At 40.1% G+C, this 18,100-nt stretch carries 20 protein-coding genes; 9 read left to right on the forward strand and 11 right to left on the reverse strand.

Going from position 1 to position 18,100, the window contains the following annotated elements; all coding sequences use genetic code 11:
- The first annotated feature begins 98 nt into the window (after window positions 1-98).
- The 4 genes from BMY13_RS14540 to BMY13_RS14555 all read left to right on the forward strand — a co-directional run bounded on the left by BMY13_RS14540 (window position 99) and on the right by BMY13_RS14555 (window position 3,408).
- A complete protein-coding gene (locus BMY13_RS14540; protein WP_092505675.1) occupies window positions 99-401 on the forward strand; it encodes an MGMT family protein in 303 nt (100 codons plus the stop codon).
- Window positions 402-488: 87 nt separating this feature from the next.
- Window positions 489-773, forward strand: coding sequence for a YhdT family protein (locus tag BMY13_RS14545; RefSeq protein ID WP_425445161.1), 285 nt, complete (start codon window positions 489-491; stop codon window positions 771-773).
- Window positions 770-2,197, forward strand: a complete 1,428-nt coding sequence (gene panF / locus BMY13_RS14550; protein ID WP_092505452.1) for a sodium/pantothenate symporter — start codon at window positions 770-772, stop codon at window positions 2,195-2,197. Before BMY13_RS14545 ends, panF begins: the two co-directional genes overlap by 4 nt.
- A gap of 143 nt (window positions 2,198-2,340) precedes the next feature.
- Window positions 2,341-3,408: a DUF4097 family beta strand repeat-containing protein gene (locus BMY13_RS14555; protein WP_175476821.1), complete on the forward strand. Its 1,068-nt coding sequence runs from the start codon at window positions 2,341-2,343 to the stop codon at window positions 3,406-3,408.
- Between the two features lie 311 nt (window positions 3,409-3,719).
- Here the strand turns inward: BMY13_RS14555 and BMY13_RS14560 are convergent, their stop codons facing one another.
- Window positions 3,720-5,702 (reverse strand): acetoacetate--CoA ligase, encoded by a 1,983-nt coding sequence (locus tag BMY13_RS14560; RefSeq protein WP_092505456.1) that lies wholly within the window; start codon window positions 5,700-5,702, stop codon window positions 3,720-3,722.
- 214 nt (window positions 5,703-5,916) lie between these two features.
- Between BMY13_RS14560 and BMY13_RS14565 the strand changes: the two genes are divergently transcribed.
- Together BMY13_RS14565 and BMY13_RS14570 are read left to right on the forward strand one after the other, a co-directional pair.
- Window positions 5,917-6,405 (forward strand): DinB family protein, encoded by a 489-nt coding sequence (locus BMY13_RS14565; RefSeq protein WP_092505459.1) that lies wholly within the window; start codon window positions 5,917-5,919, stop codon window positions 6,403-6,405.
- A gap of 24 nt (window positions 6,406-6,429) precedes the next feature.
- A complete protein-coding gene (locus BMY13_RS14570; protein ID WP_092494084.1) occupies window positions 6,430-7,098 on the forward strand; it encodes a chlorite dismutase family protein in 669 nt (222 codons plus the stop codon).
- Between the two features lie 595 nt (window positions 7,099-7,693).
- On the opposite strand, the gene BMY13_RS14575 is transcribed toward BMY13_RS14570, so the two are convergent.
- The 5 genes from BMY13_RS14575 to BMY13_RS14595 all read right to left on the reverse strand — a co-directional run bounded on the left by BMY13_RS14575 (window position 7,694) and on the right by BMY13_RS14595 (window position 10,223).
- Window positions 7,694-8,218 (reverse strand): type 1 glutamine amidotransferase domain-containing protein, encoded by a 525-nt coding sequence (locus tag BMY13_RS14575; RefSeq protein ID WP_092505461.1) that lies wholly within the window; start codon window positions 8,216-8,218, stop codon window positions 7,694-7,696.
- A 66-nt stretch (window positions 8,219-8,284) separates the two neighbouring features.
- Complete coding sequence (locus BMY13_RS14580; RefSeq protein ID WP_092494086.1) at window positions 8,285-8,533, reverse strand: DNA alkylation repair protein; 249 nt, start codon at window positions 8,531-8,533, stop codon at window positions 8,285-8,287.
- A gap of 58 nt (window positions 8,534-8,591) precedes the next feature.
- Window positions 8,592-9,026: a YueI family protein gene (locus BMY13_RS14585; RefSeq protein ID WP_092494087.1), complete on the reverse strand. Its 435-nt coding sequence runs from the start codon at window positions 9,024-9,026 to the stop codon at window positions 8,592-8,594.
- Between the two features lie 161 nt (window positions 9,027-9,187).
- A complete protein-coding gene (locus tag BMY13_RS14590) occupies window positions 9,188-9,361 on the reverse strand; it encodes a YfhD family protein (RefSeq protein WP_092494088.1) in 174 nt (57 codons plus the stop codon).
- A 64-nt stretch (window positions 9,362-9,425) separates the two neighbouring features.
- Window positions 9,426-10,223: a TIGR00266 family protein gene (locus tag BMY13_RS14595; RefSeq protein ID WP_092494089.1), complete on the reverse strand. Its 798-nt coding sequence runs from the start codon at window positions 10,221-10,223 to the stop codon at window positions 9,426-9,428.
- Window positions 10,224-10,376: 153 nt separating this feature from the next.
- Here BMY13_RS14595 and BMY13_RS14600 point away from each other — a divergent pair, with 153 nt between their 5' ends.
- Both BMY13_RS14600 and BMY13_RS19550 read left to right on the forward strand, forming a co-directional pair.
- Window positions 10,377-12,320 (forward strand): aconitate hydratase, encoded by a 1,944-nt coding sequence (locus BMY13_RS14600; RefSeq protein WP_092494090.1) that lies wholly within the window; start codon window positions 10,377-10,379, stop codon window positions 12,318-12,320.
- Window positions 12,321-12,333: 13 nt separating this feature from the next.
- Window positions 12,334-12,507, forward strand: coding sequence for a hypothetical protein (locus tag BMY13_RS19550; RefSeq protein WP_175476822.1), 174 nt, complete (start codon window positions 12,334-12,336; stop codon window positions 12,505-12,507).
- Window positions 12,508-12,595: 88 nt separating this feature from the next.
- Here the strand turns inward: BMY13_RS19550 and BMY13_RS14605 are convergent, their stop codons facing one another.
- Window positions 12,596-13,207 carry a spore coat protein gene (locus BMY13_RS14605; protein ID WP_092494091.1) on the reverse strand — a complete coding sequence of 204 codons (612 nt, stop codon included), beginning with the start codon at window positions 13,205-13,207 and terminating at the stop codon, window positions 12,596-12,598.
- 226 nt (window positions 13,208-13,433) lie between these two features.
- Between BMY13_RS14605 and BMY13_RS14610 the strand changes: the two genes are divergently transcribed.
- Complete coding sequence (locus BMY13_RS14610; RefSeq protein ID WP_092505463.1) at window positions 13,434-14,381, forward strand: MBL fold metallo-hydrolase; 948 nt, start codon at window positions 13,434-13,436, stop codon at window positions 14,379-14,381.
- A 189-nt stretch (window positions 14,382-14,570) separates the two neighbouring features.
- On the opposite strand, the gene BMY13_RS14620 is transcribed toward BMY13_RS14610, so the two are convergent.
- From BMY13_RS14620 to selD, 4 genes are all read right to left on the reverse strand, one after another.
- Entirely contained in the window at window positions 14,571-14,963 is a 393-nt protein-coding gene (locus BMY13_RS14620) for a hypothetical protein (RefSeq protein WP_092494093.1), read from the reverse strand.
- A 90-nt stretch (window positions 14,964-15,053) separates the two neighbouring features.
- Window positions 15,054-15,857 (reverse strand): metallophosphoesterase, encoded by an 804-nt coding sequence (locus BMY13_RS14625; RefSeq protein ID WP_092494094.1) that lies wholly within the window; start codon window positions 15,855-15,857, stop codon window positions 15,054-15,056.
- A 21-nt stretch (window positions 15,858-15,878) separates the two neighbouring features.
- A complete protein-coding gene (mnmH, locus tag BMY13_RS14630; RefSeq protein ID WP_092505465.1) occupies window positions 15,879-16,919 on the reverse strand; it encodes a tRNA 2-selenouridine(34) synthase MnmH in 1,041 nt (346 codons plus the stop codon).
- 31 nt (window positions 16,920-16,950) lie between these two features.
- Window positions 16,951-17,994, reverse strand: a complete 1,044-nt coding sequence (gene selD / locus BMY13_RS14635) for a selenide, water dikinase SelD (protein ID WP_092505467.1) — start codon at window positions 17,992-17,994, stop codon at window positions 16,951-16,953.
- Between the last annotated feature and the right edge of the window lie 106 nt (window positions 17,995-18,100).

Consider the following 18,100-nt stretch of genomic DNA (forward strand, 5'->3'; position numbering starts at 1 on the left):
CTCGGATTAAGGCATGTCGAATGCTAAGTCTTCTAAAAAGGTGTTTCTCCAATGAAAATGATAGAATATAGGCGGACGATATTATGACGGAGGTAGTTATGCAGAAGTTCACGGCTGATGTTATAGACATTATATCAAACATACCAAGTGGAAAAGTAATGACATATGGACAGATTGCTAGACTGGCTGGTAGTCCTAGAGGAGCAAGGCAGGTATCCCGAATTCTTCATTCCATGAGCAGAAAATATAATCTTCCTTGGCACCGGGTTATAAATGCCCGCGGGGAGATTAGTATTAAAGACGAGGAGTTATACAATGTTCAGAAACTATCACTTGAAAGTGAAGGTATTTTATTCAATGGAAATGCCATTGATTTAGGGAAGTACCAGTATAAAGTATAAAATATGTAATTTTCAAATATTTACAACAGCAGGTACTTTCCGTTATATTATAAACAGTTAGCTCTGGATAAAAAGGGAGCGTGGAAAATGAGAGATTATCAGATGCAAGACAATGATTATCGATATAAGATTGCAAATCGCGAGGCATTAATAGGGGTTGGACTGGTTATTTTTAATTTTGTCTGGTGGTTTGCGTTTGCTTATGGATTGGGCGGAAAAGACCCGTCTGAGTATTCATATGTAATGGGGTTTCCTGCATGGTTCTTTTACAGTTGTGTGCTTGGATTTGTAGTAATGGCAGTACTGGTGACGGTGATTGTCAAAAAATGGTTTGTGGATATACCCTTTGATGAAGAGGAGCATGACGAATGAACTGGCAGGCGTTAATACCGTTAATTGGTCTGTTATTGATAATTTTTGGTGTGGGTATATGGGCAGGAAAGTTTATAAAGTCATCAAATACATTTCTCCAGGAGTACTTCCTTGGTGGACGGAACATGGGAGGCTTCGTTTTAGCAATGACGATGACTGCCACATATGGAAGTGCAAGCAGCTTTATTGGTGGACCTGGTGTTGCATATAATGAAGGTCTCGGCTGGGTATTATTGGCAATGTCTCAGGTCGTGACTGGATATTTTGTTTTAATGATACTAGGCAAAAAATTTGCGATAGTTACCCGGAAGTATAATGCGGTAACGATGGTGGACTTTTTGAAAGAACGATATAAATCTAAATGGGTTGTCCTACTTTCTGCATTCAGCATTATTATATTTCTATTTTCAGCGATGGCAGCCCAATGGATTGGCGGTGCTCGATTAATCGAGTCGCTAGTTGGCATTTCGTATACGAGTGCATTGTTTATTTTCGCGTTGTCAGTATTGATTTATGTGACCATCGGTGGATTCAGAGCAGTTGCATTAACGGATGCGATTCAAGGAACAATCATGTTTGTTGGAACGCTTATATTACTTATTGCGGTTGTGATTGCCGGGGGCGGGATCTCCGCCATTATGACAGATCTCAGTACAGAGAATCCAAATTTGATTACCCCATTTGGAGCAGATGGCAGTCTCACGCCTACATATGTTTCATCTTTTTGGATTCTTGTCGGTGTCGGTGTTGTGGCCTTACCGCAAATCGCTGTCCGGGCAATGTCCTATAAGAATGCCCGTTCCATGCATCGTGCGCTGATTATCGGGACAATTGTTGTCGGCTTTATTATGCTGAATATGCATTTAATCGGCGTATTTGCCCGCCCGGTTTTACCAGGGATTGAAGTGGGTGATAAGGTAATGCCGCTGATTGCGCTAGAGGTTTTACCGAACTGGCTTGCGGGCGTCGTTTTGGCAGCACCAATGGCAGCAATTATGTCTACTGTAGATTCACTATTGCTGCTTGTTAGTTCATCAATTGTGAAGGATTTATACTTAAATTATGTCAGGCCTGACGCATCACATGTTAAGGTTAAACGGTTGAGTATTGGTATTACTGCTGTATTAGGAATTATTATTTTTATAATGGCATTAAACCCGCCAGATTTAATAATATGGTTAAATTTATTCGCATTTGGTGGATTGGAAGCGGCATTTATCTGGCCGATTGTGATGGGTCTTTACTGGAGGAAAGGAAATAAATACGGTGCGTTGGCTTCAATGGTTGTTGGGGTAGGCTTATATATCTTATCAGAATCATTCTTCCCTCAACCACTGGGACTTCATTCGGTTGTGTTGCCGATTGTATTGTCGTTCATTGCGTATGTTGTGGCTAGCCTGAGTACTCAAAATAGACATATTTAATTGCTTTGCGCTTTCGATGAATTCGGGAGCGCCTTTGTTCTTTAAGCCTTAAGATGGAGTACAAATCAATCTAAGGCGGGTTTCTTGAGAATAATATCTTAGCTAAACTAGAGCTACTAATAGAAAAAATAGAGGTGGAAATGATGAAAGAAGGGAAGACAGTTGGTAAAGTAATTGAGAACGTATTGCATGGAGGCAGAAAAGCGGTAAACAAAGAAGTTATCACGCAAAAAGATACGATTGATAATGTTGCTAAGTTAAAGGAGCTTAACATTTCAACATCTGAAGCCTCTGTTAACGTTAGTACCCATGAAGACAAGAAAGTTGATCTGTTCCTGGAAACATATGAGGGTGGGCCGGAATTAAAAATAGATTACTCGGGGGACAGTTTGAGCGTATCGGCAAAAGGATCAGAAGCTTATAAATCTCTAAAAACACCCTCATGCATTCTTCATATTACAGTTCCCAGTGAAATTTCTGAAAATTGGACTGTCATAACAAGTTCGGGAGATGTTTCTACAGCAAAACTAAAATCCGATTCATTCGATACTAGAACAAGTTCTGGCGAATTAAACCTTGTAAATTTAGAAGCGCTAAAACTACATTTAAAGACATCATCCGGCAAAATAACGGCCAGCGATATCAATGTAAGTGAGGCCTATTTTGAAACTTCATCCGGAGAGGCAGCATTCTATGGAATAAAGGGTGATTTTACAGGTTCAACGAGTTCAGGAGATGTTACTGTGATGAACTTTCAAGGAGAAAAGTTTCATGTTGTTACTTCTTCCGGAAAGATTCAGCAAAGTAATAGCATTGTTAATGATATGAGTCTAAAAACATCGTCTGGCAATATACAAGCGGATAGTGTTAAAGGTGAAAAGGTAATGCTTCATGCTAATTCTGGGGACATTAAATGTACTCGTTTTACAGGAGATGCCAAAGGCTACACTATATCGGGGGATGTATTGTTGTCACTTCTAGACGAAAGCTCGCTGGATATTGAGTCATCTAGTGGAGATATAACATTGCTTGCTGGAAAAGTAAATTTGAATGCAACTATCCAAGTTAGTACAGGTACAGGAGATATCTTCAATAAGCTATCATTGATTAGTGTGAAAAAGCATTCACATAATAAATTAGAGGGAGTTATTGGAGAAGGCAAAAGTCCTATCTCGCTCAAGGCGGGATCAGGTGATGTGAGAATTTCCTAGATATAAATAGAAAACCGAGCTTGGACGATCAAGCTCGGTTTGTTGTGTTTAGGAAATTATAAAGCTTAAGTGCTGTAGATAATTGGAATTCCAAATCAGCCACGTCCAGCTCCAGCGCCTAGCGCCTAATGGACTTCCCTCCCCGAGTCTACGATAAGTCAACATCGAATCGCTTTCGCTCTTCGTGTATCCTTTATCTTAGGGAAAAGGAAGATCGACTAAGACCGCCGCTTTGCGCGGCAACGTCGACCCACCCGCGATGCACGGGCGCAGTCCATACGGCACTGAACAGGCGCTTGCGCTTTTAATGTCTACTGTCTTTCTTTTGCAAAGGATATAAAATAATCCAAGGAGCCCTCATTGCTTAATGAACCTTTATTTACTACTTTATCCACTGGTTTACCCATTAATATTTTTTTGACTGGAATCTCCAGTTTTTTACCGTTTAATGTTGTCGGTAATTCAGGAACTTCGTATATTCCAGTCGGAACATGACGCGGTGAACAGTGCTTTTTGATTTCGTTTTTGATGGTCTTTTTAATAGACTCTGTTAACTCCTCCCCTTCTTTCATGGTGACGAATAATGGTGTGCTGGAGTCACCATCGTTGGCAGGAACATCTACTATTAAACTATCAGCTACTTGTTTCACATGATCAACAGCACGATAAATTTCACTCGTACCGATTCGAATACCTCCGCGGTTTATTGTTGCGTCCGATCGTCCATAAATAACACAAGTGTGTCGATTGGTAATTTTCAAGTAATCCCCATGACGCCAGATTCCTGGGAATACATCAAAATAGCTGTCATGTAAGCGACTGCCATCCTCATCATTCCAAAAATAGATAGGCATTGATGGGAAAGGTTCCGTTAAAACTAGTTCGCCAACCGCTTCTATTTGTGGTTCTCCTTCATCGCTAAAGCTTTCAATTTTGGCACCAAGACCTCGACATTGCAATTCACCGGCATACACCGGCTCAGTCGGAATCCCAAGGATAAATGCTGTACAAACATCTGTACCGCCGCTAGCAGATGCAATCCACAGGTCCTCTTTGACATTGTCATAGCACCATTGGAATCCTTCAGGTGGCAAAGGTGAACCTGTTGAGCTAATATTCTTCAAATGGTTCAGATCAAATTCTTCACCAGGTGTAAGCCCATCATCCTTCATGCATGCAGTAATGTAGCTTGCGCTGGTACCAAAGACAGTCATTCCTGTATCTTCAGCAAATTTCCACAGCATTTTTTTATCCGGGTAGCCTGGATTCCCATCATACAGAATAATCGTACTGCCTGTAAGAAGACCGCCGACAAGGTAGTTCCACATCATCCAGCCTGTTGTAGTAAACCAGAAGAACCGGTCTTCTTTTCCAAGGTCGGCATGGAATGTAAGTGCTTTTAAATGTTCGAGTAAAATACCACCTTGACTTTGAACGATTGGTTTTGGCTTACCTGTTGTTCCTGATGAAAATAACACCCATAATGGGTCATTGAATGGCACATGCTCGTATGTGAGCGTATGCTGCTTACTGGTTTGAACTGCGTCATTCCAGAGCGTTACATTTTTAAGATGACTAAAACTGGAGTTTTCATTTAAATAAGGTATTCCAATTGTCGCTTCTAACGTTGGAATCTCTGCTTGTATATTTTCTACAACCTCTGTCCGATCGAACTCTTTCCCGCTATAGCTGTATCCGTCAACGGTAATCATTACTTTTGGTTCGATTTGCTTAAAGCGATCGATGACACTTTGTGTACCAAAGTCAGGTGATGCACTCGACCAAACTGCCCCAAGACTTGCAGTTGCCAGGAATGCAACGACTGATTCATAGATATTGGCTACATAGGCAACAACACGATTCCCTTTAGTTACGCCAAGGTTCTTGAGGGTTTGCTGTAGTGCAGCAGTTTCCTGGTAAAGCTGCTTCCAGGTTATTTCTGCATTTTTTCTTGTTTCTGAGGAGTGGATGATTGCTGGTTTATTTTCATCCCGATTCCTGAAAATATGTTCGGTATAATTGATTGTCGCCTCTGGAAACCATTTAGCACCGGGCATATCGTGTGAGGTTAATATCGTTTGGTAAGGTTGTTCTGCTTGAAGATCAAAATATTCCCAGATAGATTCCCAAAACAATTCCAGCTCATGAACAGACCATTTCCAAAGTGAATGATAGTCGTTGAAATGTAGGTTTTTATGTTGTTTTAACCATTTCATATAATCATAGATATTTGATTGCTGTTTACGTTTTTCATCTGGTTCCCACAACAGGGTTCCCTCTTTAATTTCACTCATCATACCCCTCCTTGATTGAACAGTCACTAATCTTATTATATGAAACCGTTTACCAGGTGTAAAGGAAACAAAAGTAAGAACACGCAACCTAAATAGTCACAAAAAAGCCATAATCTCGTCAAAAATGTGATTAATATCACATATTAATATGAAAAATTTAATTATGATTGTTTTGTGGAACAGAAAAAAACTTTACATATACGAGGTGAAAGGGATGTTAATTTCTAATCTTGGCAGGACTCGAACGAAACTATTAACTAGTTTTCAAGACTTAAGTGATGAGCAGTTAAATCGAAAGCCATCTGATAAAAGCTGGAGTATTGCCCAGGTGCTTCATCATTTATATACATCAGAAAAAGCTATGGCAGGGCTTGTCTTGGATGCTTTGCAGGCTAAAACAGAAAAGGTGGAGGAGAAAGACCTATCTTTTGTAACTGACAGAACCAAAAAATCCAAAGCAATGAGTGAACCACCGAATGAAATGATGACAAAGGAAAATTTACTTCAGTTATTAGAGGAATCCAGGTTTCAGCACTTACAGTTTGTCTTTAATGAAACACACGAACGAATTTTGGCTAAAAAATCTATGAAACATCAGGATTTTGGAGAAATAAGTTTAAAAAATGCAGTCAATCTTATCTGGCTGCATGAAAAACGCCATATCAATCAAATACAGGAAATCAGACAGCAATTGAACTTTTAACTCAAATTTAGGGAGGAATACAACATGGAGGAACAATTTACGAACCATTTGGCAGTTAAATATACATCACAATGGGATGAGCTTTCAGTCGGTCAAAAGAAAGAAGCTGTAAAGGATGCTGTAGCAATCTTTCATAAATATGAGGATACAGTTGGTCTAAGGGGGGCATACGTAACACAGGGATTTCAGGCGCATACCGATATACTATTTTGGATGTATGCGGATCGATTCCAGGATATCCAGGACCTCCAGTTGGATTTACGTCGCTCAACATGGGGGAAATATATTGATATTCCACATGCGTTTACAGGAATGACTAAGCCATTTGAGTTTTCCGAGCACCCGACTTCTTTTCAAATGGGAGTTCCAGCAAGAGAATACTTGTGCTTCTATCCGTTTATCCGGACCCCTGAATACTATTTGTTACCAAAGTGGGAACGAAAGGCACTAATTGGTGATCATGGAAATATCGGACATGAATTTATTCCTGGAATTTTAACAAACGGAGTGTATGGATTTGGACTAGGTGACTACGAATGGCTATTATCATTTGAAACAAATGACCTGGGATTGCTGGTTGATTGTGTCCGCAAACTGCGGGAGTCAAAATCAAGGCTGTATATGCAGCATGAATGGCCATTTATCGTAGGACGGCACTTTGAGCTAGAAGATGCTTTATCACAATATATTTGATATGTTTGCGACGGAATTTGGGAAATACTTGAGTGCTATGACAACCGCTAAGGAAGTACACTGCGCGCACCTTAGGGGCTGTCGAGTCTCCTTTTCGTGAGAGGAAAATAACGGTAACAATAGAAAATATTAGCATTATTCCGCTCCTGTTGTTGAAGAACCCATTTATTAACGGAATGAGGATCCGCTTCGACTGACTTGGCGGATCCTCATTCCGTTATTTGCCTGAAAACCCTCGTTTTAAGCTTGGGTTCGAATCCTCGTTCCGCTATTTGTCATTTCGGCCTCAACTTTGGCTGGTTTTTGGCTTTTAACGGAACGAGGATCCGTCTCACCCTTCCGAGAGCACCTTTTCTGCTATTTAGCGGAATGAGGATTCATTCGACTGATTGTTGGATACTTATTCCGAGCGTCAATACTTCAGCCTCTTATTGTATAATCCTTCCAGCAGTTTAAGGTGTACTGAATAGTGTTTTTTTATTGTTTTCTCCCCTAGAACTGAATTCGCTAGATTAAAGCTGCGCTCCTAAGCATAAGGAGTTCTAAGAAAGTAAAATACGCCTTCATAATAATTCCGATATACCAGTATTCTAATCTATTGCTCAGCTAGTTTGTCGGCAAATGCCTTTGCATAGGCTGGCAGGTCTGGTGGACGTCGACTAGAAACGATATGTCCATCGACAATAACCGCTTCATCAATCCAAGTTGCGCCTGCATTTGACATATCATCCTTAATGCCTGGTGTGCTGGTAACTGTTCTCCCTTGTAAAATATTAGCAGAAATCAGCACCCAGCCTGCATGACAGATTTGCCCGATTGGTTTTTTGGCATCGTTCATTACTCGAACATATTCGAGTACTTCCGGATAGCGCCTCAATTTGTCTGGTGCCCATCCTCCTGGAACAAGAATTGCATCATAATCTTCAGCATTAACATCGGAAAAGGCATAATCTGATGTTGCGGGAACACCATATTTACCCACATATTTTTTGTGTGACTCTTTTCCGACCAGGTGAACATCAGTTCCCTCTTCCTGAAGTCTAAGGACTGGATACCATAGTTCAAGATCTTCAAAGCCATCTTCTACAAGCGCAATTACTCTCTTATCCGTTAATCGCATAAATAACCCTCCGTATTATTGTTGGTCCAAGTGTACCAAAGGGATGGCACGATTTCGAATGTAGTGTTACTGACCACTGTACTTGGCAAATTTCACAAACGTGTTTTCATCTTCAATAAGCCCGCAGGCGCCACATTGAATTCTGTATTCCGGTCCTTTGTAGGCAATGTGAAAGACATCCATATTATCATTGGTGTATTCATTCGTTATTTCACCTGTCTGTGCATCCAGCTTCACTGGTTTTACTACTTGTTCGATAATGTTGAAGCGTGAACGATTTGTTTTGCAATTCGGGCAAAGGTATTGTTGTGTCATTTAAACACCTCCAACCCTTATTATTCCTGAATTGCATTATATTATGAATTGGAGTCTATTATGTAAACCACCGTTTTACTTTAGAAAAAAATGATGCAGGTTCTTCGGGTTCATCCTTTTCTTCTGTATTTTGTACAAAAATATCTTCTTTGTCGATAGCGTAATCATATGTTAATACAGCGCCTATGTCTGTATCGGCATCATTGTTGGTGATGACGGTGTATGCGATATTGTATTTTTTGGCCAGAGCCTTTTCTTCCTTTAAAAATTTGGAAGATACGTGTCCGTTGATTAGTAGTTTGGCATCATTATTGCTCTTCATTGCTTCATCCAGCTTTTTTAGCCCTTTGTCGGTCATCACCTGACCCTTGGTAAGTGCGATAACTATTCTTTCTCTAATTGTTCCTAGAAATTGCTTGCGTTCAGCTCTCTTTGTTTGCTTGGAACCGTAAATCCCTTCCGTGAGATAATCCTCAACGTTCTTTTTTCCCATATCTGCACCTCATTTATTCGCTTATATACCAATTGTATAATATGACAAACATATCAGCCAATTTTAAATATTATTCGACAAAAACCGGGAAGTGACAGGCACGTACCAAAACACCGCAATACCAACAAAAAGTGCCCCGATCTGCTGGGGCACTTTGAATGTTACTTTCGTTTGGCACGTTTATCTGCTTGTTGACTTCTTGCTTGTGCTTCTTTATCCTCGTGGTCAGCAAATTCCTTAGAAAACTCAACATCACGGCCATCTGTTTTTTGGTTCTTTGGTGTTTGTGCCAGAAAGTTTTTTCCTCTTGGTTTGTTGTGTTCATCTCTACCCAAGTTATCCACCTCTTTTTAATAGTTTCCTGGGTAGTATGTGCAAAATCAAGTGACTTTATAAAGTCTATTTTCTGTCTCCGCCCAATAAATCGAACAAACCTCCAGCTACACTTCCTTCACCCTTTGATCCGCCTTTCTCTGGTGCTGCCGCAAATATTCTGCTTGCCAGACGGCTGAATGGAAGTGATTGAATCCAAACCTCTCCAGGACCTCTCAGTGTTGCGAAGAATAGTCCTTCGCCACCAAACATCGCCGTTTTGATACCGCCTACAAATTCAACGTTGTAATCAACATCACCTGTCATTGCTACAAGACAACCGGTATCGACTTTTAATGACTCGCCCGGTTCAAGTACTTTCTTGTGAATTGTTCCACCTGCGTGAACAAAAGCCATGCCATCGCCTTCAAGCTTTTGCATAATAAATCCTTCACCACCGAAGAAACCTGCGCCAACTTTCTTCTGGAATTCAACACCAACAGAGACACCCTTTGCGGCGGCCAGGAAGGCGTCTTTTTGACAGATTAATTTCCCATTTATTTCACTTAAATCCATCGGAATAATCTTCCCAGGATATGGTGAAGCAAAGGATAGGTGTTTTTTTCCTGATCCTTCATTTGTGAAAGTAGTCATGAATAGACTTTCGCCAGTAATGACACGTTTACCTGCACCAAGAAGCTTTCCCATTATTCCACTTCCTTGATTAGAAGAACCGTCACCAAATATAGTTTCCATGCTTATTTGCTCATCCATCATCATTAAGCTTCCTGCTTCGGCAATAACAGTTTCCTCTGGATCAAGCTCCACCTCTACAAATTGCATATCATCCCCATGTAGTTCGTAATCGATTTCATGATTATTCAATTTTTACAGCTCCTTTACCTTGTTTTTAGATAATACGTGATAACTCATCAAGAGATTCGTATATCTTACAAATAATTATAGGCTTTTTTTCATATACTAAAAAAGTATACTAGAGTATAAATATTTATATGAAAAGTAAATAGGAGGAATTCTATGCCGTTGAACATCACACAAAAGCTTATAAAAGACCATCTAGTGGCTGGAAAAATGGAAGCTGGGGAAGAGATAGGGCTTAAAATTGATCAAACGTTAACACAGGATGCTACCGGAACACTAGTGATGCTTGAACTAGAAGCAATGGAACTGGAACGTGCAAAGACGGAAGCTTCAGCTCAATATGTGGATCATAACTTGATTCAGGTGGATAGTAAGAATCCTGATGATCATTTATTTTTACAAAGTGCAACTAGACGGTTTGGCTTGTACTATAGTCGTCCTGGCAATGGTGTTAGTCACCCGGTTCATATGCAGCGACTAGCGAAACCGGGGAAAACGTTACTTGGATCAGACAGTCATACTTGTGCTAATGGATGCATGGGCATGCTGGCAATGGGTGCTGGGGGGATTGATGTAGCACTTGCTATTGCAGGTGAACCTTTTTATGTCAAAATGCCTAAAGTGTGGGGGATAAAGTTAACAGGGAAGTTGCCTGACTGGGTCAGTGCTAAGGATGTTATTTTTGAATTGCTCCGTCGACACGATGTAAAAGGTGGTGTCGGGAAGGTCATTGAATACTTCGGTCCTGGACTAAAGGAACTAAGTGCAATGGATCGTCATGTTATTGCCAACATGGGTGCTGAACTTGGCGCTACAGGTACCGTATTCCCTTCTGATAAAGAGATTAAGCGATTCTTAAAGGAACAGGACCGCGAAGATGATTGGATTGAATTGTCTGCTGATAAGGACGCAACATATGATATATATGAAGAAATTGATCTATCTGAAATCGAGCCCCTGATTGCTAAACCATCAAGTCCAGGAAATGTGGTATCAATCTCGGAATTAGTCGGCACCCCGATTTATCAATCATACATCGGATCATCAGCAAATCCAGGGTTTCGTGATTTTGCTATAGCTGCACAAATTGTACATGATAAGCAAATTGCAGATGGAGTCTCGCTGGACATTAATCCAACGTCAAGGCAGATGCTGACCGATTTAGTTAAGGAGAGTCACATTGCAAGTTTGCTTCAGTCTGGCGCGCGGATGCATCAGGCCGGCTGTAATGGATGTATTGGAATGGGGCAAGCTCCAGCTACAGGCAGGAACAGTTTGCGTACTACCCCAAGAAACTTTCCTGGCAGATCTGGTACGAAAGAAGATAGTGTTTACTTATGCAGTCCAGAAACAGCAGCAGCTTCAGCTCTAACTGGGCAAATTACCGATCCTAGAACACTTGGAATGGATTATCCGAAGCTAAAAGACCCCAAGAATCCTACGAATGATATTAGCTTATTGGATACACCACTCCCGCTTGAGGAAGCTAAGAAAGTCGAATTATACAAAGGTCCGAATATCGCTTCCATTCCAAAGATGGACGAAATGGCTGATCATTTAGAACTCCCTATACTGTTAAAAATGGGGGATAACATTTCTACTGATGAAATATTAGCTGGCGGGGCACGTGTACTGCCATTTCGAAGTAATTTGCCTGAAATTAGCAAGTTTACGTTTGAGATTATTGATGATACTTACTATAAACGAGGGAAAGCAACGGTAGATAAGGGTGGGCATGCTGTAGTTGGTGGATATAACTATGGTCAAGGTTCAAGTCGCGAACATGCTGCACTGGCACCTAGGTATCTTGGTTTACGTGTTGCTTTGGTAAAAGATTTTGCTCGGATTCATTGGCAGAACCTAGTTAACTTTGGTGTATTACCACTAACATTCGTGAATGAAGAAGACTATGATTTACTCATTCCTGGTGACGTTTTGGAATTAACAGATTTACGGAATAAAATTCAACAGGGAAATCAATTTTCGATAAAAGTAAAAGATAAGGACCAGGAAATAAATGTTCAACATGCCCTATCAGAACGCCAACTTGAAATTATGCTAAAAGGTGGAATTATTAACTGGGTGAAAAATAAACAATAATGGAGGCTAAATTATGAATAGAGAAGACACCTGTAAAGCATGTGAGGGAACAGGAATGCTATCAGATGATGAAGGCTGGCAATACCAATGCAGTGTGTGTCACGGAGACGGAAAATACGATCTAGCTGATATTACAAGATCAGCCAGAATAATGGAAGTAGACGAAAATAACCGACTGCTGGATTAGTAGGTGCCTGTCACTCCCCGAATTTTGTCAAATTTTGACGAATAAAAACTACCTGATCGCATCAAGCGAAACAGGTAGTTTTTTATAATTAGTGCGGCATTGTCCCCTGAGCAGGTGCATAGCTGTTCTGGAAGGCTTGCATGTGCTGTTGCTGCAACTGTGGAACTTGATAATATTGATTCTTATTCTGATATAAAAATACCTCATAAGCCATCTCAACCATGTTTGGAACACTATCTGCCATAATACGCCGCATAATTGGATTTGTCATTTCCAGTGACGTCATTGTAAATGCAGATGCGGCTGATTTCATTGAACCCAACATGAAACCGGAAATACTTTGATCATTTAGCTCTGTGACAGATTGGGCAGGTGTCTTTGGCTGTGAAGGCTGCATGCCATACATGACATCGTTATTTTGGTCCATTTTATAGGATTGTGTCGGTACAGCAGGGTCTTGTCCAGTTTTTAGCGTATCAACAATTGTATTGTAAAGTTGGGTACAGAATGCGCGATGCTTTTGGCACATTGCTTTCAATTCCTGGTCTTGAATATGCTGTTCGTATAATACACCTTGCTCCATTGCGCCTACTAATGTTGACATGGCTTCATGAGCATCGAACATGTCATGCCCACCATAGTGTTGTTGAGGCGGCATTTGAGAAGTTCCCTGTAAATTCTGTTGTTCTTCATTATGCATCAATAGATGACCTCCTTTAAATAGTCAATGTTATTTTGAACTAAAAAGGGTTTATTATGTATGTATGGAGGTGAATTTTTTCATTTCCGTCCTTGCTTGTTTTATGTCTCTTACAGCTGTCTTTGTATTGTTGGTGCTTGTAAAGAATTCGTTTATTTAAGGCAATTCATGTATAATTTTCAGTAATAACATGGATTGGAAATGAAATTAATTAGGAGGTAAGAAAATGGAGGAGAAAGAACCGATTGAGCTGGATAAGCGAATTCATTTAATTGATGGCTTTGATTTGGCCATACCAGAACGTACCGGTACATATGTGATTGACGATGATGAATTAACGATAGTTGAAACAGGGCCCAGCCCGTCAGTAAAGTATATAAAAAAAGGACTGGAGTCTCTCGGGTTTTCATTAGAAGAATTAAAATATATTATAGTTACACATGTTCATCTTGATCATGCTGGTGGTACTGGTTTATTCCTTAAGGAGTGTCCGAATGCAACGGTAGTTGTTCATCCAAAGGGTGCAAGACATTTGGAAAATCCTAAAAAGTTAGCAGCAGGTGCAAGGGCTGTGTACGGAGACAGCTTTAGTGAACTATTTGATCCGATTGTCCCTATCCCAGAAGAGCGCTTGCTTGTTAAAGGAGAAGGCGATACATTAAAAATTGGAACTAATTGTACATTGGAATTCCTGGACACACCGGGACATGCTAAACATCATTTCAGCATCTATGATCCGGTTAGTAATGGTGTGTTTACCGGCGATACTGTTGGAATTCGCTATCAGCAGCTAGCACGTGATGGTATTGATTTTTTTCTGCCATCAACATCACCAAATCAATTTGACCCCAACGCCATGCAAACAGCAATTGAGCGTATGCAGAAAATGAATTTGAGCAGAATATATTATGGGCATTTTGGAATGACTGAGCAAGTAGACGTTGCACTCGATCAGGTTTCGGAATGGCTGAGGATTTTTATGGAAATCAGTGAAGAGGCGATAACAGAGGGGAAGGGATATGATGTTATTGCTGGTAAACTTCTTCATCGTGTAAAAGATCACTTGAGCAGTCTTAATGTTCCTGAAGATCATGACGTCTATGTACTGATCAATTTGGATATGCAAGTTAGTGCACTTGGAATTATAGATTATTTTAATAAAGTGAAACAATAAGAAAAGTGCCTATCAGCGGTGATAGGCACTTTATATATGTCTCCATTTATTGCTTTGAATAATTTAGCTACCAGGAAATGCGGTTTCTGTCTTTTATAATGGCGTGTTTAGCACCCCAAAATGTATCAATCTTTCCTTCTTTTGCAAGCTTATTATAAATTGCTATGGACGGACAGGTTCTGATTTAATTTATTTCTCATCTTCGGTTTTCATAAACGTTAGTACTGCGAAGAATAAAAAGCTTAACAGCAATATGGAGCCACCAACGATGAAGAAGACGGTTACTAATCCATCAGCCAAATCAAATGGTCTTAAGTAATAAAGCCACATGCCAACTGTTAAGCCAACTGACCCAATAATGGCTGTCCAGACATGAAATGCTGCCAGTACCTTATTGGCTGGTGTGAAAATTTTGTAATATACTGCCCATGCGAACAGGGTTAGCCATCCGACAACTAATATGTGTGCGTGAACGGTTTTAAACGCAAGACTGCCTGCCCCGGCCATGTGGGATCCCAGGAATGCACCTACTAAAGCGAATAAAGCCGAAAACCGCAGTAATGTTTTACTGTACGTATTCAAGTTTCTCTCTCCTTTGCTAAATCAGCATTAAAACCAGAGTAGCTTATTCATATGAACGGAATATGAATAATACATTACATCTGAAAACGGTTAGATTTCAATCATTTTAATTGCAGAAGTTATTTCTTCCTCGGCTGATTCGTGTGTCCATTCATATGGGTAGTATCCTAATGGATTACAGATAATTTCCATACCATTGTGCTGTTCATGGTATCGTTTATGCACATGTCCGAATATATACTTTTTAACATTGTACTTATCAGCTAATTGACCAAATTTTTTACTACCCATCATGGAATTGAAGAAGTCCCAACCGGGTTCGTCTTTATATTCCACATATTTTGCATAGGGAACGAAATGAGTAACCATAACAATATTTCGATCGCGATACTTTTCCAGCCAGTACGATAATTTGAGTGTGTAGCGACCAACGACATCTGAATCCGACTCAGCCCAATTGGCATACAATTTATCAGGCCATGTAAAGTTGTTAAAGGTTCCTTTTTTAAAATCACTTTTCGAATAATCAGGAACCCCGAAACTATAATCATACCAGCCACCATCACCTATAACGACCCAATCATCATTTAGTTCGATGACACCATTTCCAAGGTTCCCTGGAAATTGAAGTAATGTTTCATACGCATTTACGGAGTTCTCTTCATAAATATCATGATTACCGTGGACAAAAAGAATTGTTGTGTCAGGACATTCCTTTTGTAGCTGTTCTAATAATGCGAGTGTCTTTTTTGAACTATCAGTTATGTCACCGCTTATAATAAATACATTAGGACGCTTAGTTGTTATCCATTTACTTAAAATCGACATTATATTTGATTGGGTTTCTTTACGGTTAAAATCTTCATGAATGTCGGAAAGTACACCAAGTTTCATGCTAATCCCTCACTTTTATTTTTATTTTGTTACTACCTCAGTTAATTCGTCTTCAATCTGTTGGAGGGCGTCATCGATATTTGTAGCTTGAAGGTGAATTTTCCTTCCATTTGGGAACTGTTTTGCCGAATGCTCATACTTCGGATCGTAGTAATATTCCAACAGCAGTTTTACCGCATTATGATAATTACCATTTTGCAGATCATGGTCAATCTCCGCAGCAATCGGTGTGTGTATTCGTTTTTTAATAAGTCGAAATGCCTCAAGAAATTTATCTGGTGAATTCCAAGGCTGGTAGTCATCCAAGATATTTCGTACCCGCTCATCTACTGGCAGGTCGATGAATAACTGCAGCCCTTGTTCCTTTCTGTTATATAGAAAGTCTGGAATAGTTACTTTCCCGATTCGTTTGCTTTCACCTTCTAATAAGACAAAAGGTGCATCCTTGTAACGCAACAATTTCTCAACAAGCAGCGATTCAAATTTCTTCTGATTGCTTGGCACAAGTCCAATTTGCCCAAAGATGGACCCACGGTGGCCAGCCATCCCTTCCAAATCAAGTACAGGGTAACCTTTTTGCGAAAGCTGTTTTAACAGAGCTGTTTTGCCTGATCCTGTATTCCCGTTCAGCACAAGAACATCTGGCTTAAATTCCGGATTATCCAGCATACCGACTATCCATTGACGGTAGATTCTGTAGCCACCTGTTAATCGTTGCACTTCTATTCCCATCAAATCAAGTACGGTTGCTGCCGTTTTACTGCGCATTCCACCACGCCAGCAAAACACTGTTTTAGTTGTTTCAATTTGATTAAATGCTGCTATGAATTCAGGAAGTTTAGCAGAAAAAATGGCAAGCCCTCGCTCTTTCGCTGCGTCCTGACCCACTTGCTTGTAGAGTGTCCCAACCTCAGCACGCTCATCATTCGTAAAAATAGGGATGTTTATGCTGCCTGGAATTGTGGCATCATGATATTCCTTTGGAGAGCGTACATCAATCACAGTATGGGGTTCATTATTCTGTTTATTAAATAAATCCTGTAGCGTTATATCCTGAAACATAAATTTCGTCACTTCCTAGTAAAAATTAATTCTATTTTACGGTGATTTTTCCGTTTTCGCCGTTTACTACATCTCCGATTATCTCTGCTTCTACTCCATTTTTCTGTAAATCATAAACAAGTGAGTTTGCATCCTCATTTGCTATGGAAATGAAAAGACCTCCAGATGTTATAGCATCACACAGAATCCACTTATCAATCTGATCCATCTCTTCCGGATAGGTTACAATATCTTGTACATGACTAAAGTTACTTTTTGTTCCACTAGGTACAGACCCTGATTCAGCAAGCTCTTTAACTCTTGGTAAAAGAGGGACATCCTTATAATTAATCCTGATTTCAACGTCACTGCCGCCTGCCATTTCAGAAGCATGGCCCAGTAAACCAAACCCGGTTACATCTGTACAGGCATGGACATCATATCCTTCCATTGTCTCAGCAGCTGTTTTATTTAACGTTGTCATGACTTCCGTAACACGATTTATTTCCTCATCATTTAATAAGTTATTTTTAATGGAAGTTGTTGAGATGCCGACTCCAATTGGTTTGGTTAAAATAAGCTTATCCCCGGTTTTTGCTCCTGTATTTGTTCGGATTTTTTCCGGATTTACGGTCCCTGTTACAGCAAGTCCGAATTTTGGTTCCTTGTCATCAATGGAATGGCCGCCAACCAGAGCAACCCCTGCCTCGGCCAGTTTTTCCTGGGCACCATGCAGTATTTCAGCAAGGATTCCTTTATCTAAAGTAGATATTGGGAATGCAACGATGTTAAGAGCAGTTATTGGCTTTCCTCCCATTGCATATACATCACTGATCGCATTTGCAGCAGCAACTTGACCAAAAGCAAAAGGATTATCAACAATTGGAGTGAAAAAATCAACTGTTTGTACGATAGCCAGTTCATCATTTAGTTTATATACTCCGGCATCATCACTAGTATCAAGCCCTACAAGTAAATTTGGATTAGAAGCGGTGAGAGGAAGGGAGCGTAGGACCTCGGATAAATCAGCGGGTCCAATTTTACAGCCACAGCCTCCTTTAGAAGATAAAGATGTGAGTTTTATTGAATCAGTCATATGTAATCAATCCTTCCATAAATTACGATATTCTATAATTTAATTCTAACATACAAGAAGTTATGACTAGTGTTTTTAGTGTCTGGTTTGAAATAATTCTAACAAA

This window comes from Virgibacillus subterraneus (assembly GCF_900110695.1).
Lineage (GTDB): Bacteria > Bacillota > Bacilli > Bacillales > Amphibacillaceae > Lentibacillus > Lentibacillus subterraneus.